The organism is Pseudomonas sp. TE3895 (assembly GCF_056278855.1).
The window spans coordinates 5,731,944-5,748,382 of sequence record NZ_JBWBQE010000001.1 but is presented as its reverse complement, the minus strand read 5'-3'; the positions used below and the strand labels follow the sequence as shown (position 1 = coordinate 5,748,382).

At 62.8% G+C, this 16,439-nt stretch carries 15 protein-coding genes and 1 riboswitch; of the genes, 11 read left to right on the top strand and 4 right to left on the bottom strand.

Features of this window, described 5'->3' with window-relative positions; translation table 11 throughout:
- Positions 1 to 19: 19 nt before the first annotated feature.
- From relA to ACZ889_RS25960, 6 genes are all read left to right on the top strand, one after another.
- On the top strand, positions 20 to 2,260 hold the full coding sequence (relA, locus tag ACZ889_RS25985) for a GTP diphosphokinase (protein ID WP_003252420.1): 2,241 nt from the start codon (positions 20 to 22) through the stop codon (positions 2,258 to 2,260).
- A 126-nt stretch (positions 2,261 to 2,386) separates the two neighbouring features.
- A complete protein-coding gene (gene mazG, locus ACZ889_RS25980) occupies positions 2,387 to 3,220 on the top strand; it encodes a nucleoside triphosphate pyrophosphohydrolase (RefSeq protein ID WP_003252422.1) in 834 nt (277 codons plus the stop codon).
- A gap of 26 nt (positions 3,221 to 3,246) precedes the next feature.
- Positions 3,247 to 3,786 carry a DUF2058 domain-containing protein gene (locus tag ACZ889_RS25975; protein WP_003252424.1) on the top strand — a complete coding sequence of 180 codons (540 nt, stop codon included), beginning with the start codon at positions 3,247 to 3,249 and terminating at the stop codon, positions 3,784 to 3,786.
- A gap of 338 nt (positions 3,787 to 4,124) precedes the next feature.
- A complete protein-coding gene (locus tag ACZ889_RS25970) occupies positions 4,125 to 5,465 on the top strand; it encodes a cytochrome C (RefSeq protein WP_180689381.1) in 1,341 nt (446 codons plus the stop codon).
- A gap of 4 nt (positions 5,466 to 5,469) precedes the next feature.
- Positions 5,470 to 5,961, top strand: a complete 492-nt coding sequence (locus tag ACZ889_RS25965) for a sorbitol dehydrogenase (protein ID WP_104962419.1) — start codon at positions 5,470 to 5,472, stop codon at positions 5,959 to 5,961.
- Entirely contained in the window at positions 5,958 to 8,216 is a 2,259-nt protein-coding gene (locus ACZ889_RS25960) for a GMC oxidoreductase (protein WP_476257956.1), read from the top strand. The genes ACZ889_RS25965 and ACZ889_RS25960 overlap by 4 nt, the downstream gene beginning before the upstream one ends.
- Before the next feature lie 100 nt (positions 8,217 to 8,316).
- Here ACZ889_RS25960 and ACZ889_RS25955 read toward each other — a convergent pair whose 3' ends face one another.
- From ACZ889_RS25955 to purM, 4 genes are all read right to left on the bottom strand, one after another.
- Positions 8,317 to 8,499 carry a hypothetical protein gene (locus ACZ889_RS25955; protein ID WP_003252431.1) on the bottom strand — a complete coding sequence of 61 codons (183 nt, stop codon included), beginning with the start codon at positions 8,497 to 8,499 and terminating at the stop codon, positions 8,317 to 8,319.
- 200 nt (positions 8,500 to 8,699) lie between these two features.
- Positions 8,700 to 9,410, bottom strand: a complete 711-nt coding sequence (locus ACZ889_RS25950) for a DUF3108 domain-containing protein (RefSeq protein WP_014754254.1) — start codon at positions 9,408 to 9,410, stop codon at positions 8,700 to 8,702.
- A gap of 8 nt (positions 9,411 to 9,418) precedes the next feature.
- The gene (gene purN, locus ACZ889_RS25945) at positions 9,419 to 10,072 is read right to left on the bottom strand and encodes a phosphoribosylglycinamide formyltransferase (RefSeq protein WP_003252434.1); all 654 of its coding nucleotides are present in this window, start codon (positions 10,070 to 10,072) and stop codon (positions 9,419 to 9,421) included.
- Positions 10,072 to 11,130 carry a phosphoribosylformylglycinamidine cyclo-ligase gene (gene purM, locus ACZ889_RS25940; protein ID WP_003252437.1) on the bottom strand — a complete coding sequence of 353 codons (1,059 nt, stop codon included), beginning with the start codon at positions 11,128 to 11,130 and terminating at the stop codon, positions 10,072 to 10,074. The genes purN and purM overlap by 1 nt, the downstream gene beginning before the upstream one ends.
- A gap of 320 nt (positions 11,131 to 11,450) precedes the next feature.
- Between purM and ACZ889_RS25935 the strand changes: the two genes are divergently transcribed.
- The 5 genes from ACZ889_RS25935 (at position 11,451) to ACZ889_RS25915 (ending at position 15,986) form a co-directional block, all read left to right on the top strand.
- Positions 11,451 to 12,518 carry a DUF2066 domain-containing protein gene (locus tag ACZ889_RS25935; RefSeq protein WP_454238526.1) on the top strand — a complete coding sequence of 356 codons (1,068 nt, stop codon included), beginning with the start codon at positions 11,451 to 11,453 and terminating at the stop codon, positions 12,516 to 12,518.
- Between the two features lie 12 nt (positions 12,519 to 12,530).
- Positions 12,531 to 13,604 carry an AI-2E family transporter gene (locus tag ACZ889_RS25930; protein WP_003252442.1) on the top strand — a complete coding sequence of 358 codons (1,074 nt, stop codon included), beginning with the start codon at positions 12,531 to 12,533 and terminating at the stop codon, positions 13,602 to 13,604.
- Positions 13,605 to 13,840: 236 nt separating this feature from the next.
- Entirely contained in the window at positions 13,841 to 14,548 is a 708-nt protein-coding gene (gene hda, locus ACZ889_RS25925) for a DnaA regulatory inactivator Hda (protein ID WP_003252443.1), read from the top strand.
- A gap of 127 nt (positions 14,549 to 14,675) precedes the next feature.
- Positions 14,676 to 15,314 (top strand): C40 family peptidase, encoded by a 639-nt coding sequence (locus ACZ889_RS25920; RefSeq protein ID WP_180689383.1) that lies wholly within the window; start codon positions 14,676 to 14,678, stop codon positions 15,312 to 15,314.
- 138 nt (positions 15,315 to 15,452) lie between these two features.
- A complete protein-coding gene (locus ACZ889_RS25915; RefSeq protein ID WP_003252446.1) occupies positions 15,453 to 15,986 on the top strand; it encodes a C40 family peptidase in 534 nt (177 codons plus the stop codon).
- A gap of 122 nt (positions 15,987 to 16,108) precedes the next feature.
- A riboswitch (cobalamin riboswitch) is annotated at positions 16,109 to 16,329 on the top strand.
- Positions 16,330 to 16,439: the final 110 nt, after the last annotated feature.

Below are 16,439 nucleotides of genomic sequence, written 5' to 3'. Positions count from 1 at the left end.
ATGGAAAGGTAAAACAAAGATGGTACAGGTGAGAGTGCACCAGCCGGTCAACACCGACGGCAGTATCAATCTCGAAGCATGGTTGGACCATGTGGTAAGCGTCGATTCGGCACTGGATCGCGCAGCGCTGAAAGAAGCCTGCGAGTTTGCTCTTGAGGTAGAGAAAAAGGGCAACCCGGCCAAGCATTCCTGGGCGGATGGTACGTCCAGCTTCCAGGCAGGCCTGGAAATCGCCGAAATTCTTGCTGACCTCAAGCTCGACCAGGACTCTCTGGTGGCTGCGGTCATCTACCGCTCGGTGCGCGAGGGCAAGGTCACCCTCGCCGAGGTCAGCCAGCGTTTTGGCCCGGTGGTGTCCAAGCTGATCGACGGTGTGCTGCGCATGGCCGCCATCAGTGCCAGCCTCAGCCCACGACAGTCGCTGGTGCTGGGCTCGCAGGCGCAGGTCGAGAACCTGCGCAAGATGCTGGTGGCCATGGTCGACGACGTACGCGTGGCGCTGATCAAGCTGGCCGAACGCACGTGCGCAATCCGGGCGGTCAAGTCCGCCGATGACGAGAAACGCCTGCGTGTCGCGCGTGAAGTGTTCGACATCTACGCGCCGCTCGCGCACCGCCTGGGTATCGGTCACATCAAGTGGGAGCTGGAAGACCTGTCCTTCCGCTACCTGGAGCCCGACCAGTACAAGCAGATCGCCAAGCTGTTGCATGAGCGTCGGCTGGACCGCGAGCGCTTCATCAGCGACGTGATGAACCAGTTGCAGAACGAGTTGCTCGCCACTGGCGTAAATGCCGACATCAGCGGCCGGGCGAAACATATCTATTCGATCTGGCGCAAGATGCAGCGCAAAGGCCTGGAGTTCAGCCAGATCTACGACGTGCGTGCGGTGCGCGTGCTGGTGCCGGAAATCCGCGACTGCTACACCGCGCTGGGCATCGTGCACACCTTGTGGCGGCATATTCCCAAGGAGTTCGACGACTACATCGCCAACCCCAAGGAGAACGGCTACCGCTCGTTGCACACTGCGGTAATCGGCCCCGAGGGCAAGGTGCTGGAGGTGCAGATCCGCACCCACGGCATGCACGAAGAGGCCGAACTTGGGGTATGCGCCCACTGGCGCTACAAGGGCACCGACGTCAAGCCTAGCTCCAACCACTACGAAGAAAAGATTTCCTGGTTGCGCCAGGTGCTGGAATGGCACGAAGAGCTGGGCGACATCGGTGGCCTGGCCGAGCAGTTGCGGGTCGACATCGAGCCTGACCGGGTTTATGTGTTCACCCCCGACGGCCACGCCATCGACCTGCCCAAAGGCGCCACGCCATTGGACTTTGCCTACCGCGTGCACACCGAGATCGGCCACAACTGCCGCGGCGCGAAGATCAACGGCCGTATCGTGCCGCTGAACTACAGCCTGCAGACTGGCGAGCAGGTGGAGATCATCACCAGCAAGCACGGCAACCCTAGCCGTGACTGGTTGAACTCCAACCTGGGCTACGTGACCACCTCGCGGGCGCGGGCCAAGATCGTCCACTGGTTCAAATTGCAGGCCCGCGACCAGAACGTTGCTGCCGGCAAGACCTTGCTTGAGCGCGAGCTCAGTCGTCTGGGCCTGCCGCAGGTTGATTTCGAGCGCCTGGCCGAGAAGACCAACGTCAAGACCGCCGAGGACATGTTTGCCTCGCTCGGTGCTGGCGACCTGCGCCTGGCTCATCTGGTCAACGCTGCCCAGCAGTTGCTGGAGCCTGAGCGTATCGAGCAGATCGAGCTGGTGCCGCGCAAGCCTACCGGGCCGCGTACCGGCAAGCGTGGCGACATTCAGATCCAGGGTGTCGGCAACCTGCTGACACAGATGGCCGGCTGCTGCCAGCCGCTACCGGGCGATGCCATTGTCGGTTACATCACCCAGGGCCGTGGCGTGAGCATTCATCGCCAGGACTGCGCCTCGGTACTGCAGCTGGCGGGCAAGGAGCCAGAGCGCATGATTCAGGTGAGCTGGGGGCCGATCCCGGTGCAGACCTACCCGGTCGACATCGTCATCCGTGCCTACGACCGCCCGGGCCTGCTGCGCGATGTGTCGCAGGTGCTGCTGAACGAGAAGATCAACGTGCTGGCGGTGAATACCCGTTCGAACAAGGAAGACAACACCGCGCTGATGTCGCTGACCATCGAGATTCCAGGCCTGGACGCGCTGGGGCGCCTGCTGGGGCGGATCTCGCAGTTGCCGAACATCATCGAGACGCGGCGTAATCGTACCCCTTGAGACCGGGGCGTCTGCTTCGCGGGTAAACCCGCTCCCTACAGGTAAGGTGCAGATTTCGAAAGCTGCACCCATCCTGTGGGAGCGGGTTTACCCGCGAAGAAGGCGCCACTGAAAGGACCTGATTGAATGACCTACACCCTTGACGACCTGCTGCATCTCATGGCCCGCCTGCGCGACCCGCAGTACGGCTGCCCGTGGGACCTGAAGCAGAACTACGCCAGCATCGTCCCACACACTATCGAAGAGGCCTACGAGGTCGCTGACACCATTGAGCGCGGCGATTTCGAGCACTTGCAAGGCGAGCTGGGCGATTTGCTGTTCCAGGTGGTCTACTACAGCCAGCTGGCCCGCGAAGAAGGGCGTTTCGAGTTCGATGGTGTGGTCGACAGCATCACCCGCAAGCTCATCCGCCGCCACCCGCACGTTTTTCCGACTGGCGAGCTGTACGCGCCGGTGGACACGCCCAGCCTGAGCGAAGCCCAGGTCAAGTCGCGCTGGGAAGAAATCAAGGCCGAAGAGCGCGCGGAGAAGAGCCAGCCCGAACAGCTGTCGCTGCTTGATGACGTGCCGGCAACCTTGCCGGCGCTGTCGCGGGCAGCCAAACTGCAAAAACGTGCGGCCACGGTCGGTTTCGACTGGCCGGCGGCGTTGCCGGTGCTGGACAAGGTCCGCGAAGAGCTGGATGAAGTGCTGCAGGCCATGGCCGACGGCGACGCCGATGCGCTGGAAGATGAAGTCGGCGACTTGCTGTTTGCTGCGGTCAACCTGGCCCGCCACCTCAAGCAAGACCCAGAGCATGCGCTACGCCGCGCCAATCGCAAGTTCGAACGACGTTTCCGTTTTATCGAACAGGCATTGCGCGACAGTGGCCGCCCCATTGAAGATTGTGACCTTGACGAGCTGGATGCCCTTTGGGGGGAAGCCAAACGTCAGGAAAAGAACCTGCCCAGCTGCGGCTGAGCTGTTGCATAAGTGAGTGAATATTCATGAGCCTTTCCCTTCGCGACCAATTGCTCAAAGCCGGTCTGGTCAACCAGAAACAGGTCTCGCAGACCAACAAAGCTGAAAAGAAACAGAAGCGCATGGAGCACAAAGGCCAGGTCGAAGTCGACGACAGCCAGCAGCGCATGGCCAAGGAAGCCATGGCTGAAAAAGCCCGGCGTGACCAGGAACTGAACCGCCAGCAGCAGGAAAAGGCCGAGCAGAAGGCCCGTGCCGCGCAGGTCAAGCAACTGATCGAGGCCACTCGCCTGCCCAAACTGAGCACCGAGGATTACTACAACTTCGTCGACGACAAGAAGGTCAAGCGCATTGCCGTCAACGCCCTGATGCGCACCAAGCTGAGCAACGGCGCGCTGGCCGTGGTAGCCCATGCCGGTGGTTACGAGGTTATCCCCCGTGAGGCCGCCTTGAAGATCCAGGAGCGCGACCCTGGCCGTATTCTGCTGCTCAACAGCCATGTCGAGGAAACGGACGAAGACGACCCGTACGCGGCTTACAAGATCCCTGATGATCTGATGTGGTAAGCACGAAAACCTCGCCTTGGCGTTAATGCGGTTCATTCAAGATCGCAGGGCCGCTCTGCGGCCCTTTCGCTGCACACGGTCGCTCCCTCGGCCATCGTGACACGCGCGTTCTCAAGAGGGCGCTGGCCTTCTGACCCGAAAGGGTTCGCCGCTCACCGAACCGGCGCGATTAGTCACTTGTACTATCGTCTTGGTTCCCTCCGTTCGTCGGACATTTCTTAGGGTTCCGGCACAACGGCTAGCCTCCAGCTTAGCGTCAGGGATAGCGCTGAACATTCGGTCCAGGAAGGGCCAGTACGCCTCGTCGTCCCGACGCTTTATCTGCTGAGGAGACGACAATGAAAATAACCCTGAAACGGTTGGCGTGCCTGGGTGCGAGCTTCACCAGTGCGTTCGCCATGGCCGATGCGGCCAGCCCGCCGGTGCTGTCACCTGCGATTCCCTTCGATGTCACCGCCAATCCCCCCTTCACCCTGGACACCCTGCAACACGATTTCGACGTGCTGTCGTGGCAAACCTTCGTCGCCCTGAACTGGCCCGCCAATGCCGACGGCAGTGCCAACACCTCGGCGAAGATCGGCGCGCCCGGCAAGACGGTTTGGGAATCGTGGAAAGAAAGCTACGAGATTTTTCTGCCCAAGGGTCAGAAACCCGTCGCCTGGGACCAGCAGGCGCCCGTGCCCGCGGCCTGCCAAGGCAAGGGTGACTTGCCGGTGCTGCAACAGATGGGCAAGGTCGCCGGGGTACTCGATGAGTTCATCCAGCCGTTCAAGACCGGCCCGCTGGTCGACCAAAGCGGCACCTACACGCGCAACGCGATCATGGTCAACCAGCCAATGTTCGATGACATCGTCAACAATGGCCTGTACAGCAAGGAAGGCCAGCAAGCGTTCCTGAGCAAGGCCGACAACCGCATCGCCTTCGCCTGCGGTTCGCAAAAGGCCCAGCAGGTCGGCGCGATCATGGTCAAGTCGGCCTGGAAAGTGCTCGATGGCAGCGACAACCCGCAGGAGTTCCACGCCGTCGACGCGCTGGTCTACACCCCCGGCAACGCCGACCCGAACAAGGGGGCGGTGATCCCCGAATCGTGCAATGCGCAGAAGGTCGGGCTGGTAGGCCTGCACATCGTGCACAAGACCGAGGGCGCACCGCAGTGGGTATGGTCGACGTTCGAGCACGTGCGCAACGTGCCGGAAAAGACCACGCCAATGAACGAGCGCAAAGGGCCCTACCTGTTCTACGACGCCCAGGCCAGCAACCGCCCGGTGAACGAGCCGCCCGCGCAACCGTGGGACCCGTCGAAGAAGGCCATCCCCTCGCAGATCGTACGTGAAATTCCCGTCACCGCCGCCACCCAACAGCTCAACGCGCAGTGGCAAGGCGCGCTCAAGGGCACGGTGTGGGCCAACTACCACCTGATCAGCACCCAGTGGCCCACCGACCCGGCCGATGACTGCCAGGTGCCGTCGCCGACCAACCCGCTAGGTACGCCTGCGCCGAACTTCCTGGCCAACGCCACCCTGGAGACCTACAACCAGGGCACCACCCCGCAGGCCTCGTCCAGCTGCATGGAGTGCCACAACAACGCGACCACCCGCGTGACCCAGTCACCGCGCACCAGCTTCGCCGATTTCACTTTCCTGCTTGAACGTGCCCAATCCACCGGCGCCAAGGAGTGATGCCATGAGCGACCAGAACCTGCAAAACTTCATCGGCTTGTCCGCCGTGCTCACTGGCCTGTCGGCCAAGCTGCTGGCGCCTTCCGTCGACCCGATCAACCTGCCGCCGGTGTTCTTCGCCACCGCCCAGCAAGGCATGGGCCTCGAGGCGTTCAGCAGCCTGCTGGAGCTGTACGCCAGCATCCAGAGCCAGCCGCCCGCGCAAATCGCCAGCGCCGTGCTTGATAACGCGAACCCGCAAATCGCCCAGGGCGCCCGCTCGATCATGAAGCTGTGGCTGCTCGGCAGTTGGTACCAACCCTACGACCTGGGCAACGCCCGCACGGGTGACACGCGTGTGGTCTCCGACCAGGCCTACAAGGAGAGCTGGGCGTGGAAGATCGCCCAATCCCACCCCATGGGCTACAGCCAGTTCCACTTCGGGTACTGGGGTGAGCAGCCACCGACCCTCAAGCAATTCACCGGTGTCGACGCCAAGGAAGGGCAGCAGCCATGAGCAATGTACAAACCCAGAACATTGAAACTGCCGATGTGATCGTGGTGGGCGCCGGCATGGCCGGCAGTGTCATGGCCTACCAGTTGGGCCTGGCCGGGTTGAAAGTGCTGGTGCTCGAATCGGGCCCGGCCATTCCGCCCAATCGCAGCGAGTACCTGGAGCGCTTCTACACCGCGGTGCTCAAAGCGCCCGAGTCGCCGTACCCACCTGAGCAGAGCGAGCAGACCCCGGCCACACAGTTCGCGCCACGGGCGACCATCCAGGACCTGATCACCGCGGGTAGCCAAGACCCGAACAAGGCGCAGAAAAGCTACCTGGTGCAGAAGGGGCCTCACCTGTTCGCCAGCACCTACGAGCGGGTAGGCGGCGGCACCATGTGGCACTGGATGGGCACGGCCCTGCGCCTGTTGCCCAACGACTTTCGCATGCGCACTGCGTACAACGTCGGGGTCGACTGGCCGCTCAGTTACGACGACCTGCAGACTGCCTACTGCCGCGCCGAGGAAGAGATGGGCGTGTCCGCCGATGTCGCCTCGCAGACTTACCTGGGCGTGACCTTCCCGCAGGGCTACAAATACAGCATGCATGGCATCCCGCCGTCGCTGGTCGACCAGGGCCTGGGCAAGCACGTCACGGGCACCGTGTACCAGAGCCCGGAGAAGGGGCCCGACGGCAAGCCGTACCCAGGTGTCACCCTCAACGTCCGGCAGACCCCGGCCGGGCGCAACTCGCAGAATGATAACGGCCGTCGGGTGTGCGCTGGCAATACCAGCTGCACGCCGATCTGCCCGATCCAGGCCAAGTACGACGCCACCGTGACCATGGCCAAGGCACTGGATACCGGCAACGTGCGCATCCTTTACCAGACCGTGGCGAGCCAGGTGCAGGTCGATGCCAATGGGGTCACGGGCATCGATTTCATCCAGTACCAGAACAATGGTACGCGCCAGAACGGCACGGCCCAGGGCAAACGCTACGTAATCGCCGCCCACGCGATCGAAACGCCGAAGTTGCTGCTCAACTCCATCGGCCCGAACAGCCCTAAAGGGGTCGCCAACAGCAGCGGCCAGGTCGGCCAGGCATTGGCTGACCACCCGGTGTACCTGGCCTGGGGCCTGATGCCCGAAGGCAAGCCGCTGTTCCCGTTCCGTGGGCCGTTGTCCACCTCGGGGATTGAGGACATGCGCGATGGCCCGTTCCGCAGCCAGCGTGCCGCCTGGCGTATCGAAATCGGCAACGAGGGCTGGAACTGGTCGGTGAACGACCCCTACACCTCGGTCTGCGATTTCATCGACGGCACCAACCACGGCGGCGCTAACCCCAGCAAGCTGGCGTTGTCCGGCCAGGCGCTGGTGCAGCAGCTCAACAGCGTGCTGACCCGCCAGTTCCGTCTGGGCTTCTTGGTCGAGCAGGTGGAGAAAGACCCCGATAATGCGCTGTGCCGGGTGGAGAGGAGTACGGAGTTCGCCGACGGCTTGGGCCTGCCTCGGCCGCAGATCACCTACGAACTGTCCGACTACACCAAGGAGGGTTTCAAGCAGGCGCGCCTGGCCGCCACGCACATCATCACCGAACTGATGGGCGCTACCGAGCTGACCGACCTGAACCCTAAGCTTGAGCCCGGCTCGCAAACGGTGTTTGAGTACGACGGCCAGAACTACGCGTTCTACGGCGCTGGTCACCTGATGGGCACCTACCGCATGGGCTCAGACCGCACCAAGTCGGTGGTGGACAAGGATCAGCGCAGCTGGGACCACCCCAACCTGTTCCTGGTCGGCGACGGCGTGTTCCCCACTACCGGCACCGCCAACCCGACCTTGACCATCACCGCGTTGACGTTCCAGGCCGCCGACGTGGTGGCCAGCGACCTGCTCAAGCGCACCGTGCAGGTGCAGGCCAACCAGGCATGGCAGGGCACGGGCATGCAGGTCAATGGGCATAGCTGGCAGTTGGCGGTATGCACGGGCGGGCAGTGGACAGCGAACCCGGCCACCGGCATGGTTGGCGCGGCGGGCAACCCAAGGTTGATCGCCAAGCCCGGCTATGCCTTGCCTGGTCAACCGGAAGGGGCGTTGATCGGGCGTATCGGCAACAGCGGTGTGCCGTTCCTGGTCGGCAACCAGGTGCAATTGCCGCGTGGCCAGCAAGGTGAGTTGCAGTTGTGCATCAATGACGATCTGGACGGGCGTTACGGGGCTGGCCTGAGCGATAACCTGGGCAGCCTGTCGGTGGAGGTGCGTTTCGGGGCGGTGTAGGCCCTGTCATGGCAACCCCACAATACGCCGGCGATGTCGCAGTATTGTGGGGTTGCTCTCTGAGCCCAGGTGAGTCAGGGGGGTGTCGCAGTGCGCAGGGTCATTGTGTGGCGCGCTGGTTTTCCAGGTCTTCAAGCTCAACGCGGTATTGGTGTGCTTCGTGTTCGTTATGGAACATGCCCACCAGTTGGCCTTGCTGGTACACATCCCAGATCCGCACGCCAGCGGCCAGGCCTTCGTGGGACATTCTCGATTCGTCGCGTTCGGTTACTTGGACAGTCATCGGTAAACTCCACTTCTTCAAGATGGCTGCGACAGTGTGTCGCACGTCTTCTTTATAGAGTTTGTTAGCAGACTAAGTAAGTAAAACAGGCATGAAACAAGTTTCATGAAGCTCGAAGGGATGCTGCCTGGGGGGGCTTCTTCGCAGCAAAGAAAAGCCCCGCACAGGGCGGGGCTTCAGGTGTTGCAGGCAGTGTGCGATCAGTTGCCCTTCACCGGCTTGCCATCGACCGTGCCATCCTGCAGCACGATCACGTACTCCTTGCCATCGGTCTCTACCTGGCGCAGTTGCACCAGCAGGTAGTCCCAGTTCTTGGCGAACCACAGCTCGGTGATGCGCTTGCTCTGGCTTGGATCGCGCACGCGCTCGACCTTCACGGCATCGACCTGGCCGGTCTTGGTGGTGACCTTTTCGGTGCCCAGCACGCGGAAGTCGTAGGTGTCGATCTCGTCGCCGTCCACCACCTGGTAGGTCATGCTCTTCTTGCCCGCGGCTACGTCGTGCTGCAGGGCCAACTGGTAGGACGACTTGTCCAGAACGCCGCGGTTCAGTGGCAGGCTGACGGCATCGCCACGGTCGCTGCCGGTGATCTTCTTGGTGCTCCAGTCGAAGTTCAGGTCGACCTTCTTGGCCTTGCCCAGGCCGCCACGCTCGAAGTGGTACTTCTGCGGCAGCAGGGTGTCGTTGTCCAGGCGCAGGGTGCTTTGCTCGGTCAAGCTGGCGATCATCATGGAAGCCTTGAAGTTAAGGTCCCAGGTACCGTTGGCATTTTTGACCAGGCTGCGCTCGGCGGTGCCGCTCATGGGCAGCTGCTTCCAGTCGGCGGTGTAGCTGGCCGAGAAGGGCTTCAGATCAGCTGCCTGGAGGGGCAGGGCGAGCACGGCGAGAGCCAAGAGCAGGGCGCGACGCATAAATTCTCCTAGGATCGAATCAAGTGACCGCTGGCTGCCAGTGGCTGGCCGTCCAGTAATGCACCGTGTTCGCCGAGACGCAAGCGCCCTTCAGCGAACCAGCGCACCGCCAGTGGGTAGATCAGGTGTTCCTGATGGTGTACCCGCTGTGCCAGGCTTTCGACGGTGTCATCAGACGCCACCGGTACCACAGCCTGTACGACCAGTGGGCCGCCATCGAGTTCCTCAGTCACGAAGTGTACGCTGCAGCCATGCTCGGCGTCGCCAGCTTCCAATGCCCGGCGATGCGTATGCAGGCCCTTGTACTTGGGCAGCAGCGACGGGTGGATGTTGAGCAGGCGGCCCTGATAGTGGCGCACGAAGTCGCCACTGAGGATGCGCATGAAACCGGCCAGCACCACCAGGTCCGGGGCAAAGCCGTCGATGCGCGCCATCAGCGCGGCATCGAAGGCTTCACGGCCGTCGAACTGGGTGTGGTCGAGCACGACGCTGTCGATACCGGCCGCTGCGGCGCGTTGCAGGCCGTAGGCATCGGCGCGGTTGGAAACCACCGCGCGGATACGCACCGGGCTGTCCTGCCCTTGGCAGCTGTCGATCAGGGCTTGCAGGTTGCTGCCGGAGCCCGACAGCAGTACCACTACATTGCAGGTCTTGCTCGGCATCAGTGTGCCTTGAGGTTCTGCAGCTCGACCTGGGCAGCGCCTTCGGCGGCTTCGGCGATGTGGCCGATTACCCACGGTTGCTCACCGGCGGCGCGCAGTTCGTTCAGGGCGGCTTCGACCTGGTCCTGGGCCACGCAGATGACCATGCCCACGCCGCAGTTCAGTACGCGGTGCATTTCGTGCTCGTCGACGTTGCCCTTTTCCTGCAGGAAGTCGAACACCGCCGGGCGCTGCCAGCTGGCCACGTCAACCACGGCCTGGGCGTTTTTCGGCAGTACGCGCGGGATGTTGTCCAGCAGGCCGCCGCCGGTGATGTGGGCCATGGCCTTGACTGCGCCGGTGTTTTTGATCAGCTGCAGCAGCGGTTTGACGTAGATGCGGGTCGGCGCCATCAGCAGGTCGGTCAGCGGCTTGCCGTCCAGCTGGGTGTTCTCGATGTCGGTAGCCGACACTTCGAGGATCTTGCGGATCAGCGAGTAGCCGTTGGAGTGCGGGCCCGAGGATGGCAGGGCGATCAGCGCGTCACCGGTGGCAACCTTGGAGCCGTCGATGATTTCGGCCTTTTCCACCACGCCTACGCAGAAACCGGCCAGGTCGTAGTCTTCGCCTTCGTACATGCCAGGCATTTCGGCGGTTTCACCACCGACCAGCGAGCAGCCGGCCAGTTCGCAACCGGCGCCGATGCCGGTGACCACGGTGGCGGCCACGTCAACGTTCAGCTTGCCAGTGGCGTAGTAGTCGAGGAAGAACAGCGGCTCGGCGCCGCACACGACCAGGTCGTTGACGCACATGGCGACCAGGTCCTGGCCGATGCTGTCGTGCTTGTTCAGGTTCAGCGCCAGGCGCAGCTTGGTGCCGACGCCGTCGGTGCCGGAGACCAGCACCGGCTGTTTGTAGCCGGCCGGGATCTCGCAGAGGGCGCCGAAGCCGCCCAGGCCACCCATGACTTCAGGGCGTGCGGTGCGTTTTGCCACGCCCTTGATGCGTTCGACCAGTGCTTCGCCGGCGTCGATGTCTACACCGGCGTCCTTGTAGCTCAGGGAGGGTTGCTTGCTCATTGATCCAGGCCTTTAGGAGGGAGGGATTCTTAAAAACGACCATGACGGCCAAGGCCGGCTGATAAGCGGCGGCGGTCTGAAACGTCAGTGGTCTGTGAAGGCGCGCGATTTTATCAGGGTTGCTGGGCAGCGGCCATCCTCAGGCCGACGGGCAGGGCGGTAATTGTTGAAAAAAGCGGGAGGGTGGTTGATGCGGTTGCATGTGTATAAGCTGCAAGCAACGAGCTTGCGGCTGCACGACGATGCAGCCTGGCGCTCGGCCTGCTTTTTCTTGCAGCTTGAAGCTTACGGCTTGAAGCTCGACTGGACAGGAATCCTCCATGCGTTTGTTCAATATTCTGGCAGCTGGTTGCCTGGCCCTGATCTCGGCCACGGCCCTGGCTGAAAATGTCTCCGGCCTTTATCAGGTGCGCGAGCCGGTCACCGGGCCGGGTGCCGAAGCCCGTACCGCAGCCACAGTCAAAGCCCTGGACACGTTGGTGCAGCGTCTGACCGGTGACCCAAAGGCCGTGCAGAGCCCTGCATTGGCCGAGCTGCGCAAGGACCCACAGCAAATCATCAACCAGGTGGGCAGCGAAGCCGGCCCGCCCGAGTCAGTAGTGGTCGAGTTCGACCCAGGTAGCACCGAGCGGGCTTTGCGCAAGGCTGGCCTGGCTTTGTGGGGCAGTAACCGGCCCTCGATACTGGGGTGGTGGCTGAACGATACCGTTGAGGGCAGCAGCCTGGTCGGTGATGGCCAGGCCAGTGCCCAACCCCTGCGCCGCGCCGCCCAGCACCGTGGTCTGCCGTTGCGCTTGCCGCTGGCCGACTTGCAGGAGCAGCTGGTCGCCAATGCCAAGCAGATCGAAGGCAACGATCCGGCGCCGCTGCGCGAAGCTTCCGAGCGCTACGGCGCCGATGCTTTGCTGGCGGTACATGCCCAGGAAGCCGACGGCAAGTGGCAGGGCAAGTGGCAGCTGTGGCTGGGCGACCAGCGTGAGCAGGGCACTGCCGAGGGCGCCGACCAGGCCGCCTTGGCTGACGCGGTGATGATGGCGGTAAGCAGCCGCCTGGCGCCGCGCTACGTTACCCGGCCGGGTGCCAGCAGCCAGTTGCAGGTGCAAGTGCAGGGCATGAACCTGCAGCGCTATGCTGAGCTGGCCCGCGTGCTGGAGCCCTATGGCCCACGCTTGCAGGCGGCTGAAGGCACTACCCTGACCTACGGGGTTACGGGCAATCGTGAACAGCTACGTGCCCAGCTTGGCCTGGCCAAGCTGCAGGAAGTGCCGGTCGAGCAGGCACCGGCGGTGCCGGCCATGCCAGCACCGGCAGTGGACGCCGCAGCCGGGCAGCCCGCGCCTGCGCAGCCAGCACCCAAGCCGTTCGACGGCTTGCGTTTTCGCTGGTAAGGGGCGCTTACCGTGACTGACATGCGTCGCTGGATCTGGCTGGGCGCTGCACTGCTGATCGCTGTGCTGCTTTATAGCCTGCACAATATTCTTACGCCGTTCCTGGTCGGCATCATGCTGGCCTACCTGGCCGACCCGCTGGTCGATCGTCTCGAGCGCCTGGGGCTTTCGCGTACCTGGGGTGTGGTGGTGGTGTTCGGCCTGTTCACCCTGTTGCTGTTGGCGTTGTTGCTGGTGCTTGTGCCGATGCTGGCCAAGCAGTTGGTGCGCCTGTACGAATTGGCACCGCAGATGCTCGACTGGCTTGAGCATGTCGCGCTGCCGTGGGTACAGGGCCGCCTTGGCCTGGCCGATGGTTTCTGGAAATTCGACAAGATCAAGGCCGCCATCGGCGCGCACATGGGGCAGACCACCGATATCGTCGGCATGCTGCTGTCCCAGGCCACCGCCTCAAGCCTGGCGTTGGTGGGCTGGCTGGCCAACATGGTGCTGATTCCGGTAGTGGGCTTCTATCTGCTGCGCGATTGGGACTTGATGATGGGCAAGCTGCGCGGCCTGCTGCCGCGCCAGCGCGAGCCACAAGTGATGGGCCTGGCAGGTGAATGCCATGAAGTGCTGGGGGCATTCGTGCGCGGGCAACTGATGGTGATGCTGGCCCTGGGCGTCATCTATTCAGCCGGCCTGATGCTGGTGGGGCTCGAACTCGGTCTGCTGATCGGCATGCTTGCAGGCCTTGCGGCCATCGTGCCGTACATGGGCTTCATCATTGGCATTGGTGCCGCGCTGGTGGCCGGCCTGTTCCAGTTCGGTGGTGACCTGTATCCGATGCTGGGCATCGTTGCGGTGTTCATGGTCGGGCAGGCGCTGGAGGGTATGGTGCTGACCCCTCTGCTGGTGGGCGATCGCATCGGCCTGCACCCGGTTGCGGTGATCTTTGCCATCCTCGCCGGGGGTGAACTGTTCGGCTTCACCGGTGTGCTGCTGGCGCTGCCGGTGGCGGCGGTGATCATGGTGCTGCTGCGGCATGTGCATGCCCTGTACAAGGAATCGGATATGTACGCCGGGAATATCGACCCGGAGCTTTGAACACGTGTTTCGTCTTGAGCCTTTTCGTGCCCGCGAAATCGAGCGCCGCCCTGTGGCGCCCGCTCTCGCGGGTGCTGAGCACTGTTTTTCCAGCATCCGTCGTTCGCTTGTGCAGCGCAACTTGTTGATTTTGCTTGCCCTATCTGCAGTCGAGATTGTGCGCCCCGCGTTGCGGGTATAGACTTTGCAGATTGTTCACCAAAGGCCCCCAGCGGTCCCGTCGACCGCCCGCGAGCATGAAACCACCGATCCAGTTGCCCCTGGGTGTGCGCCTGCGCGATGACGCCACCTTCATCAACTACTATCCGGGCGCCAATGCTGCGGCATTGGGTTACGTCGAGCGGCTATGCGAAGCCGACGCCGGCTGGACCGAGAGCCTTATCTACCTGTGGGGCAAGCAGGGTGTTGGCCGTTCCCACCTGCTGCAGGCCGCCACCCATCGCTTCCAGCAACGTGGCGAGCCCGCTGTCTACCTGCCGCTAGCGCAATTGCTCGACCGTGGCGTAGAACTGCTCGACTACCTGGCCCAGTACGAACTGGTGTGCATCGACGATCTGCATGTGATCGCCGGCAAGGCGGATTGGGAAGAGGCCATGTTCCACCTGTTCAACCGCCTGCGCGACAGCGGCCGACGCTTGCTGCTGGCTGCCTCGGCATCACCGCGTGAGCTGCCGATCAAGCTGCCGGACCTGAAGTCGCGGTTGACCCTGGCGCTGGTGTTCCAGATGCGTGGCCTGTCCGACGAAGACAAGCTGCGCGCCTTGCAGCTGCGAGCTTCGCGCCGTGGCCTGCACCTGACCGACGAAGTCGGCCATTTCATCCTCACCCGCGGCGCGCGGAGCATGAGCGCGTTGTTCGACTTGCTCGAGCGCCTCGATCAGGCGTCGCTGCAGGCACAACGCAAGCTCACCATTCCTTTTCTCAAGGAAACCCTCGGCTGGTAACCCCCTGAAAACCCTGGGCCAGAGCGGTAAAACAAAAAAGTCACATCTTTTTCGATAAAATTTGCAAATGGCCATGATAGAGGGCATAGTTTCACCCTTCTAAAGGATTACAGACACGGTCGTGCCCATGCTAAAGCGCTTCGCACCCCTCGTGCCACTCGCACTCGTGACCCTGCTTTTTGGCTGCGCGGCCCAAGGCCCGGTATCTCAGCCCCAGGATCACACGCCGATCACTGCACAATCGGCTATCAAGGCCAAGGCCTCTTCCTCGTCGGTATTCGGCGAGCCGGAAGAGCTGGCCACCGAAGATGACCTGGCGTCTTTCTCCGGCAGCAAGCCTTACCAATTGCCGGTTCTGGCTGACAGCATTCTCGAGCGCGGCATGTCGTTGATCGGCACCCGCTACCGCTTCGGTGGTACCTCGGAAAAGTCCGGCTTCGACTGCAGTGGCTTCATCGGTTACCTGTTCCGCGAAGAAGCGGGCATGACGCTGCCGCGCTCCACGCGTGAAATGATCAACGTCGATGCCCCGAAAGTGGCCCGCAACAAGCTCAAGCCAGGTGACTTGCTGTTCTTCAGCACCAATGGCCGTGGCCGGGTAAGCCATGCCGGGATCTACCTGGGCGACAACCAGTTCATCCACTCCAGCAGCCGCCGCAGTGGTGGTGTGCGCATCGACAGCCTCGGTGATCGTTACTGGAGCAAGACCTTCATTGAAGCCAAGCGAGCCTTGGCCATGGCGCCGACCAACATCGCGCGCAACTGATATCAAAATGATGTACCCTGCCGCGGCGGTGATGCTTTAAAAAAGCTCGCCGCCGTGCGCATTTACAGAAAGCGTCTAATCTAAACTCTCAACTCTTTTCGGCTGCAGCGCAGCGGTCTCAGACAGGATGTTCTGGCCATGGTAAAGATGGCGCGCTTCGCATTTTTCTCCTTGGCAGCCTTGCTGGCTGCATGCTCCAGCCGTGCGCCTGCGCCGGCCCCTGTGGTACAGCCGCAGGTTACCTATAGCCAGCCCAGTCCCTCACCGATTGCCGATGACGTGCTGATCCGCGCCATTGGTCTGGTTGGTACGCCCTATCGTTGGGGGGGCAATACGCCGGATTCCGGCTTCGACTGCAGCGGCCTGATCAAGTATGTGTACCGTGATGCTGCTGGCATCAGCCTGCCGCGCTCGACGCGAGAGATGATTGTCATGCGCGCACCGACGGTGGATGTCAGTTCGCTGCAGTCTGGTGACCTGGTGTTCTTCGCCACCAGTGGCGGCTCGCAGGTCAGCCATGCCGGCATCTATGTCGGGGACGGGCGCTTCGTGCATGCACCTTCCACCGGTGGCACCGTGCGCCTGGACTACCTGTCAAACAGCTACTGGGCCAAGGCCTACCTGCAGGCCAAGCGGGTGATTCCGCAAGGGCATCTGGCACAGAACCCTTGATATCCATGCCTGTTTAGCGGCCTCCTCGAGCTCGGGGCCGATACCGGCTGCCTGGATTCAAGGTGGTTTGCTCACCCGCCAGACCTCCCGCTTCGATTGACGCTCCCGGTGCAACCCTCTAACCTTCGCGGCGTGTTTCAGGTGCCCTGCCAGCCCCGACTGGGCAGGGTGAAACTGGGAAGCCGGTGGGCGCCAGCATGGCGCGATTCCGGCGCTGCCCCCGCAACGGTGGATGAGTAAAAGGCCGCGCAGGGCCACTGGATGCCAGCATCCGGGAAGGCGCGCAGGCCAGGGCCAAGGCCCACTCACAAGCCCGGAGACCGGCCTGATACTGCCAACGGCATCACGGAGGGTGATGCGCGGTGCACCGTGGCGCCCAGCCATGGCCTCTGCGCGTTCTCCGTTTGCCTGCCTATTACCTGTCGCCGCGCATTGCCGTGGTGCCAGCCAGCG

Excerpts from the sequence above, each read along its gene's own strand:
- relA (WP_003252420.1), top strand. The coding sequence starts at position 20 with ATGGTACAGGTGAGAGTGCACCAGCCGGTCAACACCGACGGCAGTATC.
- mazG (WP_003252422.1), top strand. The coding sequence starts at position 2,387 with ATGACCTACACCCTTGACGACCTGCTGCATCTCATGGCCCGCCTGCGC.
- ACZ889_RS25975 (WP_003252424.1), top strand. The coding sequence starts at position 3,247 with ATGAGCCTTTCCCTTCGCGACCAATTGCTCAAAGCCGGTCTGGTCAAC.
- ACZ889_RS25970 (WP_180689381.1), top strand. The coding sequence starts at position 4,125 with ATGAAAATAACCCTGAAACGGTTGGCGTGCCTGGGTGCGAGCTTCACC.
- ACZ889_RS25965 (WP_104962419.1), top strand. The coding sequence starts at position 5,470 with ATGAGCGACCAGAACCTGCAAAACTTCATCGGCTTGTCCGCCGTGCTC.
- ACZ889_RS25960 (WP_476257956.1), top strand. The coding sequence starts at position 5,958 with ATGAGCAATGTACAAACCCAGAACATTGAAACTGCCGATGTGATCGTG.
- ACZ889_RS25955 (WP_003252431.1), bottom strand. The coding sequence starts at position 8,499 with ATGACTGTCCAAGTAACCGAACGCGACGAATCGAGAATGTCCCACGAA.
- ACZ889_RS25950 (WP_014754254.1), bottom strand. The coding sequence starts at position 9,410 with ATGCGTCGCGCCCTGCTCTTGGCTCTCGCCGTGCTCGCCCTGCCCCTC.
- purN (WP_003252434.1), bottom strand. The coding sequence starts at position 10,072 with ATGCCGAGCAAGACCTGCAATGTAGTGGTACTGCTGTCGGGCTCCGGC.
- purM (WP_003252437.1), bottom strand. The coding sequence starts at position 11,130 with ATGAGCAAGCAACCCTCCCTGAGCTACAAGGACGCCGGTGTAGACATC.
- ACZ889_RS25935 (WP_454238526.1), top strand. The coding sequence starts at position 11,451 with ATGCGTTTGTTCAATATTCTGGCAGCTGGTTGCCTGGCCCTGATCTCG.
- hda (WP_003252443.1), top strand. The coding sequence starts at position 13,841 with ATGAAACCACCGATCCAGTTGCCCCTGGGTGTGCGCCTGCGCGATGAC.
- ACZ889_RS25920 (WP_180689383.1), top strand. The coding sequence starts at position 14,676 with ATGCTAAAGCGCTTCGCACCCCTCGTGCCACTCGCACTCGTGACCCTG.
- ACZ889_RS25915 (WP_003252446.1), top strand. The coding sequence starts at position 15,453 with ATGGTAAAGATGGCGCGCTTCGCATTTTTCTCCTTGGCAGCCTTGCTG.